This window comes from Ruminococcus sp. AM43-6 (genome assembly GCF_003461785.1).
Classification (GTDB): domain Bacteria; phylum Bacillota; class Clostridia; order Oscillospirales; family Ruminococcaceae; genus Hominimerdicola; species Hominimerdicola aceti.
The window spans coordinates 65,444-73,933 of record NZ_QTXU01000015.1 but is presented as its reverse complement, the minus strand read 5'-3'; the positions used below and the strand labels follow the sequence as shown (position 1 = coordinate 73,933).

Annotated in this window: 8 protein-coding genes and 2 tRNA genes; 6 read left to right on the top strand and 4 right to left on the bottom strand. The window is 43.5% G+C overall.

All coding sequences use genetic code 11. The annotated features are described in order from the left end of the window. Positions 1 to 441: 441 nt before the first annotated feature. A tRNA-Met gene (locus DW938_RS09325) sits at positions 442 to 518 on the bottom strand. A 150-nt stretch (positions 519 to 668) separates the two neighbouring features. Between DW938_RS09325 and DW938_RS09320 the strand changes: the two genes are divergently transcribed. Beyond that, positions 669 to 745 (top strand) — tRNA-Pro (locus tag DW938_RS09320). Positions 746 to 852: 107 nt separating this feature from the next. Here DW938_RS09320 and xylB read toward each other — a convergent pair. Further along, positions 853 to 2,376 carry a xylulokinase gene (gene xylB, locus DW938_RS09315; protein WP_118124594.1) on the bottom strand — a complete coding sequence of 508 codons (1,524 nt, stop codon included), beginning with the start codon at positions 2,374 to 2,376 and terminating at the stop codon, positions 853 to 855. 245 nt (positions 2,377 to 2,621) lie between these two features. Beyond that, positions 2,622 to 2,801 carry a hypothetical protein gene (locus DW938_RS09310; RefSeq protein ID WP_022288558.1) on the bottom strand — a complete coding sequence of 60 codons (180 nt, stop codon included), beginning with the start codon at positions 2,799 to 2,801 and terminating at the stop codon, positions 2,622 to 2,624. Positions 2,802 to 3,187: 386 nt separating this feature from the next. Here DW938_RS09310 and serC point away from each other — a divergent pair, with 386 nt between their 5' ends. The 3 genes from serC to DW938_RS09295 all read left to right on the top strand — a co-directional run bounded on the left by serC (position 3,188) and on the right by DW938_RS09295 (position 5,867). Beyond that, entirely contained in the window at positions 3,188 to 4,270 is a 1,083-nt protein-coding gene (serC, locus tag DW938_RS09305) for a 3-phosphoserine/phosphohydroxythreonine transaminase (protein ID WP_117859494.1), read from the top strand. A gap of 33 nt (positions 4,271 to 4,303) precedes the next feature. Further along, positions 4,304 to 5,455: a 3-phosphoglycerate dehydrogenase family protein gene (locus DW938_RS09300; protein ID WP_118124593.1), complete on the top strand. Its 1,152-nt coding sequence runs from the start codon at positions 4,304 to 4,306 to the stop codon at positions 5,453 to 5,455. Positions 5,456 to 5,573: 118 nt separating this feature from the next. Then, positions 5,574 to 5,867, top strand: coding sequence for a hypothetical protein (locus DW938_RS09295; protein WP_117859496.1), 294 nt, complete (start codon positions 5,574 to 5,576; stop codon positions 5,865 to 5,867). A gap of 65 nt (positions 5,868 to 5,932) precedes the next feature. On the opposite strand, the gene DW938_RS09290 is transcribed toward DW938_RS09295, so the two are convergent. Further along, positions 5,933 to 6,418, bottom strand: coding sequence for a GtrA family protein (locus tag DW938_RS09290; protein WP_022287598.1), 486 nt, complete (start codon positions 6,416 to 6,418; stop codon positions 5,933 to 5,935). Between the two features lie 209 nt (positions 6,419 to 6,627). On the opposite strand from DW938_RS09290, the gene DW938_RS09285 reads away from it, so the two are divergent. Beyond that, positions 6,628 to 7,896 carry a hemolysin family protein gene (locus tag DW938_RS09285; protein WP_118124592.1) on the top strand — a complete coding sequence of 423 codons (1,269 nt, stop codon included), beginning with the start codon at positions 6,628 to 6,630 and terminating at the stop codon, positions 7,894 to 7,896. Then, on the top strand, positions 7,889 to 8,392 hold the full coding sequence (locus DW938_RS09280; protein ID WP_118124591.1) for a hypothetical protein: 504 nt from the start codon (positions 7,889 to 7,891) through the stop codon (positions 8,390 to 8,392). The genes DW938_RS09285 and DW938_RS09280 overlap by 8 nt, the downstream gene beginning before the upstream one ends. Positions 8,393 to 8,490: the final 98 nt, after the last annotated feature.

Below are 8,490 nucleotides of genomic sequence, written 5' to 3'. Positions count from 1 at the left end.
GTAAATCATATAACACCTCACATCGTCATTCCCATATCGGGTTCTTCGGTCATGTCCTCGGTCTGACTGCTGTTCATTTTTTACTTGATCACCTCCAGTCGTTTTAGATTCCCTTTTTATAGTATTTTTGTTATCGAGCCTCCTTTGAAACAAAAAAAGGCCGCTTTGTCGTTTATCGCATTTCGTGATATTTGACAAAACAGCCTTCTAAACTTTGTGAATGTTTTTTTATAAAAAAACGGCAAGCCGGGAGCGAAATCTGCTCAAAGCTTGCCGTTTTATTTGACAATATTCATTTGTCGAGGGTTCGAACCCTTCCGGTCGGTGAAAATCATGAAAAAGCATCCATGGTTTTTACCTTGAATTTTTCAGCTGAAAAGCATGAAAAAAGCCCGTAAATACGGGCTTTTAAGGGTGAGCATCCATTTAGTCTCACCAATATGGTTGCGGGAGCTGGATTTGAACCAACGACCTTCGGGTTATGAGCCCGACGAGCTACCGAACTGCTCCATCCCGCGATATTTTATTGTTTTTTTACTGCTCTCTCTTGAGTGCTTATTTATTATATCACAAATGAATGTGAATGTCAATACCTTTTTTGCAATTTTTTTATTTTGACTGAAAACTCTTGACTATTGTATCCAAATCGGGTATAATATATACGATATCGGGGTGTGGCGCAGATTGGTAGCGCGCTACCTTGGGGTGGTAGAGGTCGTCGGTTCAAATCCGGTCACTCCGACCAATATGTAAAAAACGGCTTTCCGCTATTGTGGAGAGCCGTTTTTTAGTTGTCAAAATATTTTAACACAAAAAAAGCTCCGACAGCAAATCGGAGCTTTTGGTTTTATATTACATCTTTGCAAGCTTTGCAAATTCTGCTTTCAGTGCAGGATAGATCTCTGTGTAAAGCTTGTAGTATTTCTCATACTCAGGTACTCGCTCTGCTTCAGGCTGCTGTACCTTGTCGGTCTTTACTACTGATTTACAAGCTTCCGGTACTGATGAGTAAATGCCTGCGCCTGTTGCTGCAAGAAGTGCTACGCCAAGGGCTGGACCTTCTTTCGATGAAGCTGTTTTTACAGGGCAGTTGTAAAGATCTGCGAGCATTGATCTCCACAGCGGTGAGCTTCCGCCGCCTCCGCAAGCCATCATGTCGGACACGTTGATATCCATTTCTCTGAATACCTCAACGCAATCTCTCAGGGAGTATGATACGCCCTCCATTACTGCTCTCAGCATATCACGCTTTGTGTGCATTGCGGAAAGTCCGAAGAATACTCCTCTTGCGTCAGGGTCAAGATGCGGCGTTCTTTCGCCCATGAGATATGGCAGATAGAGAAGTCTGTTTGCACCAACAGGCACTTTCTCTGCTTCCTTATCCATGAGATAATATTCGTCCACGCCCATGCACTTTGCTGTTTCTTTCTCTGCATTGCAGAAATTATCCCTAAACCATTTCAGCGAAAGTCCTGCGCCTTGTGTAACACCCATAACGTGCCATGCGTTCGGCACTGCTGCGCAGCAGGTGTGAACTCTGCCCTTTGGGTCGATAGAGATAGAAGAAGTGTGTGCGAATACAACGCCTGATGTTCCGATAGTTGTGAACGCCTTGCCGTCCTCTGCAACGCCTGTTCCGATAGCCGCAGCGGCATTGTCGCCTGCTCCGCCTACTACTATAGTACCCTCTTTAAGTCCTGTAAGCTCAGCCATTTTCTTTGTGACCTTGCCTGTTACCTCGCATGACTCGTAAACCTTGCCCAGCATTGACATATCAATGCCAAGCGTATCGCAGACTTCCTTTGACCAGCAGCGGTTTGGCACGTCAAGAAGCTGCATACCGCTGGCGTCGGAAACCTCTGTTGCATATTCGCCAGTGAGGATAAATCTCAGATAGTCCTTTGGAAGAAGAATGTGTCTGCACTTTTCATATATATCAGGCTCGTTGTTCTTTACCCACAGAATTTTCGCAGCCGTCCAGCCTGTGAGGGCAGGGTTTGCTGTTATCTTGATGAGCTTTTCTCTGCCTAGCTTTTCATTCATTTCTTCAACTTCTGCGGCTGTTCTCTGATCGCACCAGATTATGGACTTCCTAAGAACGTTGTTGTCCTTATCCAGCATAACAAGTCCGTGCATCTGACCTGAGATACCAACGCCTGCAACGTCCTCTTTATTTACGCCGCTTTTGGTCATAACAGCCTTGATAGTGTTTATCATTGCGTTTGCCCAGTCAGCAGGATCCTGTTCTGCATAGCCGTTTTTAGGCTGATACATAGGATATTCAATAGTTACAGAAGAAATAACAGTGCCCTTTTCGTCGAAAAGCACCGTCTTAGTGCCGCTTGTGCCGCAGTCTACGCCGATTACATAAGCCATAGTTTTTTACTCCTTTATAATATGTATAGTATCATTTGTTTTTGCTAAAACGATTACATTAATTATACAATATTTCTCTCTGAAATGCAATACCCATAAAACGTTTTCGCAAAATTTATCTGCACATAAAAAAAGGACGGTGGGGCTACCGTCCTATAAGTTTGTTGAAAGACCTAGCGAACTTGTTGGCGGGACGTCGTGTCTGCGTTATTGGCAGGGTACGGTCTTATACCGCCATTTTAAGTCTAGTCTGCTTTCTCAAGCACAAAGAATGTGCTGTTGTTTTCGCTTTTCATTTCTTTTATAGCCCAGCCTGCCGCGATCAGACTGTTGAGCTTTTCAACTCGCTGAAATCTGTCCATATCCGGGGCTTTTCCATCATGGGCTTTGTCCTCATTTCTTGAAACATAAAATATCTTTTGCATATATATCCTCTTTCCCTGAGAGTGACAATTGTTCCCCGATTTTTTTACAACTGTCGCATTCTATTGATTACATTATACTACACAAATATGGAGATTTCAAGGAATACCAAAAATTTTAACCTCTTTTTAACGCTTTAGTATTATTCTGATTTTTCATGCTTTTCAGTGCTTATTATATATAACGACATAGGTAAGGTGTAAAAATGCACGTTTTCAGGGCTGTTTTATGTGCTGATATGTACAAAAACTTATGACGAGTGAGTATTTTTATATGACAGCCCTTGACTTTTTTTTATAAAAGGCATATAATAATATTATTAATTTATATATTTATAGTCTTTATAAATAATGAAACTAAGAAACTAATTTATATGGAGGGTTTAACAATGGGTAGAGTATATAACTTCAGCGCAGGTCCTGCTGTACTCCCTGAGGAAGTGCTTAAGGAAGCTGCCGATGAAATGCTCGATTATAAGGGCACAGGTATGAGCGTAATGGAGATGAGCCACCGTTCCAAGGCGTTCGATGACATCATCAAGGAAGCTGAAAAGGACATCAGAGATCTTATGGGTATCCCTGATAACTATAAGGTGCTGTTCCTTCAGGGCGGTGCTTCTCAGCAGTTCTCAGCCGTTCCTATGAACCTTATGAAGAACAAGAAAGCGGCTTACATAATCACAGGTCAGTGGGCTAAGAAGGCTTATCAGGAGGCTCAGAAATACGGCGAGGCTGTTGCTGTGGCTTCTTCTGCTGACAAGACTTTCTCTTATATCCCTGACTGTTCAGATCTGGATATCCCAGAGGACGCTGACTATGTTTATATCTGCGAAAACAATACTATCTATGGTACAAAGTACAAGACTCTGCCTAACACAAAGGGTCACACACTTGTTGCAGACGTTTCTTCCTGCTTCCTGTCTGAGCCTGTTGACGTAACAAAGTACGGCGTTATTTACGGCGGCGTTCAGAAGAACGTTGGTCCTGCCGGCGTTGTTATTGCTATCATCAGAGAAGATCTTATCACTGACGATGTTCTCGAGGGAACACCTACAATGCTCAAGTGGAAAACTCAGGCTGACGCTGATTCTCTTTACAATACACCTCCTTGCTATGGCATCTACATCTGCGGCAAGGTATTCAAGTGGATAAAGAAAATGGGCGGTCTTGAGGCTATGAAGGCTCACAACGAGAAGAAGGCTAAGATACTCTATGATTATCTTGACCAGAGCAAGCTTTTCAAGGGCACTGTTGTTCCTGAGGACAGATCTCTTATGAACGTTCCATTCGTAACAGGCGACGCTGAGCTTGACAAGAAGTTCGTTGCTGAGGCTACAGCAGCAGGCTTTGTAAACCTCAAGGGTCACAGAACTGTTGGCGGTATGAGAGCTTCTATCTACAACGCAATGCCTATCGAGGGCGTTGAAAAGCTTGTTGAGTTCATGAAGAAGTTCGAGGCTGAGAACGCATAAGCGTAACCTTATTATAAGAGAGGGTAATTTACAATGTATGAGATAAAGACATTAAATAAGATCGCTACCTGCGGTACTGATATCTTTGACAAGGCTAAATACACAGTAAGCGACAATGCTGAAAATCCTACCGCTATAATGGTACGTTCAGCAAAGATGCACGATATGGAAATGCCTGAGAGCCTGCTTGCTATTGCAAGAGCAGGTGCTGGCGTAAACAATATTCCGGTTGAGAAGTGTGCAGAGCAGGGAATCGTTGTATTCAACACACCTGGCGCAAACTCAAACGCTGTTAAGGAGCTTGCTATTTGTGCGCTTCTTCTTGCTTCAAGAAAGATAACAGAGGCTGCTGCATGGGCTGCTTCACTTAAGGGCACTCCTGACGCTCCTAAGACAGTTGAGGGCGGCAAGTCTAAGTTCGCAGGTCCTGAGATACTGGGCAAGACTCTTGGCGTAATCGGTCTTGGTGCTATCGGCGGAAAGATCGCAAACGCAGCCGTTGCACTTGGCATGGACGTTATCGGCTATGACCCATTCCTTTCTGTAAACGCAGCTATCCAGCTTGAGCCTGCTGTAAAGGTAACTGCTGATATCAACGATATTTACAAGAACAGCGACTATATCACTATCCACGTTCCTTATACACCTGACACAAAGAACACTATCGACGAAGCTCAGATAGCAATGATGAAGGACGGCGTTCGTCTTATCAACCTTGCAAGAGGCGAGCTTATCAACAGTGCGGCTGTTGTAAAGGCTATCAAGGACGGCAAGGTTGCAAAGTATGTAACAGACTTTGCAGATGATGTTGTTCTTGGCGAGGAGAATGTTATCGTTCTGCCTCACCTTGGCGCTTCCACACCTGAGTCTGAGGACAACTGCGCAACAATGGCGGCTCACGAGCTTATCGACTATATTGAGAAGGGAACTATCAAGAATTCTGTAAACTTCCCTAATGCAGAGCTTGCTAAAACAGGCGACCACCTTGTTTGCGTGCTTCACAAGAACGTTCCTGCACTTATTGCACAGATCACATCTGTTGTATCTGACAAGGGCGCAAATATCGAGAACCTTGTAAACAAGTCTAAGAAAGACTGGGCTTACACAATGCTCGATGTTACAGGCGACGTTGACGCTGACGCTTTCAAGGCTATAGAGGGCGTTGTTGGCGTAAGAGTTCTTTAATTGTTGATAAAAGAAATTTTATATGCAGCAATGAGGCTGCCCACGGACGGATTGCGTCTTGGGCAGCCTTTTTTGATACAAAAAGCTATAATTTAAGTGAAAAATGGAGGAATTTAAAATGGACAAACTTATAACAGCAATTTTATTTATCGGAATACCAATGGCATTGACTCAGCTTATTTATAGGATAATTGACCGCAAGGGTAACAAGACCGCAAAGCTTGCTGAGCGTTTTCCTGTGCTTGTGAAAAGAAAGTTTCTTGTGCAGATAGGCGGAGCAATGGCGTTCGTTATCGTGTTCGGGCTTATCTCGCTTCTGCTTGACCTGCCTATCAAGGTGTTTTTCATTGTGTGCGGAGTTGTAGTGGGCGTGATAAACGGCATGGCGGTCACGCTTATGTACAGAGATTGATCAGTTGCAACGTGGCAACTGGGGCAAAAGAAAAGCTGTCAGATCTGACAGCTTTTTTTGTATGCTTATTTCTTTCTGAATACCACGAGCTTGCTGATGACATAGTTAAGTATCAGCACAACAACGTTTGCCACTATCTTTGTTACCCAATAGTTGAAGCTGAGAAGCGAGTAGCCAAGCCACATCATGAACATTTCTACGAGAAGAGTGAATATCCTGCCGCCGTAAAATGAAGCCGCTTCGGAGATTATCGCCTTTTTGCCCTCTGCTTCAGACTCGAATACCCATATTCTGTTGGTTATGTATGCGAATGTTACCGCACATATCCATGATATGACGGTGCTTGTGGTGGAAACACCGCCCTTGCCTATGCCTGCCTGCTCCAAAAGTACTTTTGAGATGCCTGCGGTCACAAAGCTCACTGCGGTGGTGAGTACGCCGAAAAACAGATACAAAAGCATTTCCTTGTTTTTGACGTAAAAGGGTCTGAACCAACCGAATATCTTCCAGTCCATTATTTTGTCGAAAATGTCCTTATCTTTCTTTGCCATTTCTGTTATCTCCTTTTGTGCATATGAATATTATGAACACAAAGAATATTATAACTCTTTTACATCGTTTTTTCAATAATACTGTTGCAATTGGTTAAAAAATATGTTATGATAACTATATGTAGTCAGTTTTCATGACTGCCTTTAGTGCTATTTTTATAACTAGGGCAGCAAATTTATACTCTGACCTGAAAGGATAATTTTATTTTATGAAAGTTGTTATCATCGCTGTGCTTCTTATGCTGTCTGCTATTTGTTCTGCAACGGAGACAGCGTTTTCTTCATGCAACAGGATAAGGCTAAAAAAACTTGCAGACGACGGAAACAAGTCTGCAAAGAAGGCAATGAACATATGCGATAATTTTGACAAGGCACTCACTGCTATACTTGTAGGAAACAACGTGGTGAACATTTCTTCATCTTCTATTGCAACGGTGCTTTTTACGGAGAAGTTCGGCAAGGGAAGCGTGGGTCTGGCTACTGTAGTCATGACGGTGCTTGTGCTTATTTTTGGTGAGATCTTGCCTAAGAGCCTTGCAAAGGAAAATTCTGAGCGGTTTTCTATTCTTATGGCGGCTCCGCTTTCCGCATTCATGTTCATCATCACACCTATTACGGCTATCTTTATGGGCATAAAAAGCGGTGTTTCAAAGATTGTGGGCAACAAGAACAGCGAGCCGTCTGTTACTGAGGAAGAGCTTAAATATATCATAGACGAGATTCAGGACGAGGGCGTACTTGAAGAGCAGGAGTCGGAGCTTGTGCGTTCGGCACTGGATTTTGACGAGATAACCATAAGCGAGATACTTGTGCCTAGAGTAAATATCGAGGGTGTTGAGCTTCATGAGGATATGGAGAGCATAAAAAAACGCTTTGTGCAGACAAAGTTTTCAAGGCTTCCTGTGTATGACAAGGATATAGACCACATTGTGGGACTTATCCACCAGGCTGACTTTTTTGAAATGTATCTCAAGGGCAAGACGGACATAAGCCTTATAATGAACAAGCCACTTTACATAACTGAAAACCGCAAGATATCTGAGATCTTGAAGCAGATGCAGCGCAAAAAGGTGCATATGGCGGTGGTGCTTGACCAATATGGCGGCACGGAGGGCATTTGTACTCTTGAGGATATCATAGAGGAGCTTGTGGGCGAGATATATGATGAAAGCGACGAGGAGGATACCTCCCTTGTGAAAATAAGCGACGGTGTTTACGAAGCGTCGGCGGAGCTTTCGGTATCGGATTTTCTTGAGAGGATAGGACTGCCGGAGGACACTATCGAAACCGAAAGAACATCTCTCGGTGGCTGGATAATGGATATGCTTGACAGACTTCCTGAGCAGAATGAAGTTATAAGCTGTCCGCCTTTTGAGATGACAGTGAAAATGGAGGACGAGCAGAAAATAGACAGGATACGCTTCAAGATATCCGAAGAGGAGCTTGAAAGCAAGAAGGCGGAGGAAGAAAATGCCTAAGCAGATAAAGAAAGAGCAGATAAAAAAGTCAGAGCTTTTATACAGAAAATGGTCTGTTGCAGGGCTTGCGGCAGCGGCTGTGTTCATGGGGTGTATGGCTGGGCTTATGAGCATGATAGTGAAAACCGAGGGGGCAAAAGTGCCAACGATAGTGCTTTTTGCGGCGTTCATTATCTACACGGCAGTGTCGGTGGTATGTGCGGTGCTTGGAGTGAAAAGCTATGTAAAGGACGACTGCGGAGTGTGTCTTTTTCAGGGTATAGTGCATATTTACAGCGTTATAGCCTGCGTAATGAATGTGAGAATGGCATTTATAATACTGTTCTCAGCGTTAGGCTCGCAATCGGGGGTAGATACCCTTATAGGAAGCCAATCGCAGAACGAATTTATACAAAGTCAGTATGCAAGCTGGATATGTCTTGCTGTTGCTACTCTGTTCTCAGTGATACTTGGTATTTTGGCGGTAGTATGGCTTGTGAAAAATAAAAAGAACTGATAAATCGGCTTTGCGTAGGGGCGACCTTGGGTCGCCCGTTATTTTGTATGTTTCACAGCATACAGGTCTTAGAAAATCATATAGTAAGGAAGAAGAAA

Excerpts from the sequence above, each read along its gene's own strand:
- xylB (WP_118124594.1), bottom strand. The coding sequence starts at position 2,376 with ATGGCTTATGTAATCGGCGTAGACTGCGGCACAAGCGGCACTAAGACG.
- DW938_RS09310 (WP_022288558.1), bottom strand. The coding sequence starts at position 2,801 with ATGCAAAAGATATTTTATGTTTCAAGAAATGAGGACAAAGCCCATGAT.
- serC (WP_117859494.1), top strand. The coding sequence starts at position 3,188 with ATGGGTAGAGTATATAACTTCAGCGCAGGTCCTGCTGTACTCCCTGAG.
- DW938_RS09300 (WP_118124593.1), top strand. The coding sequence starts at position 4,304 with ATGTATGAGATAAAGACATTAAATAAGATCGCTACCTGCGGTACTGAT.
- DW938_RS09295 (WP_117859496.1), top strand. The coding sequence starts at position 5,574 with ATGGACAAACTTATAACAGCAATTTTATTTATCGGAATACCAATGGCA.
- DW938_RS09290 (WP_022287598.1), bottom strand. The coding sequence starts at position 6,418 with ATGGCAAAGAAAGATAAGGACATTTTCGACAAAATAATGGACTGGAAG.
- DW938_RS09285 (WP_118124592.1), top strand. The coding sequence starts at position 6,628 with ATGAAAGTTGTTATCATCGCTGTGCTTCTTATGCTGTCTGCTATTTGT.
- DW938_RS09280 (WP_118124591.1), top strand. The coding sequence starts at position 7,889 with ATGCCTAAGCAGATAAAGAAAGAGCAGATAAAAAAGTCAGAGCTTTTA.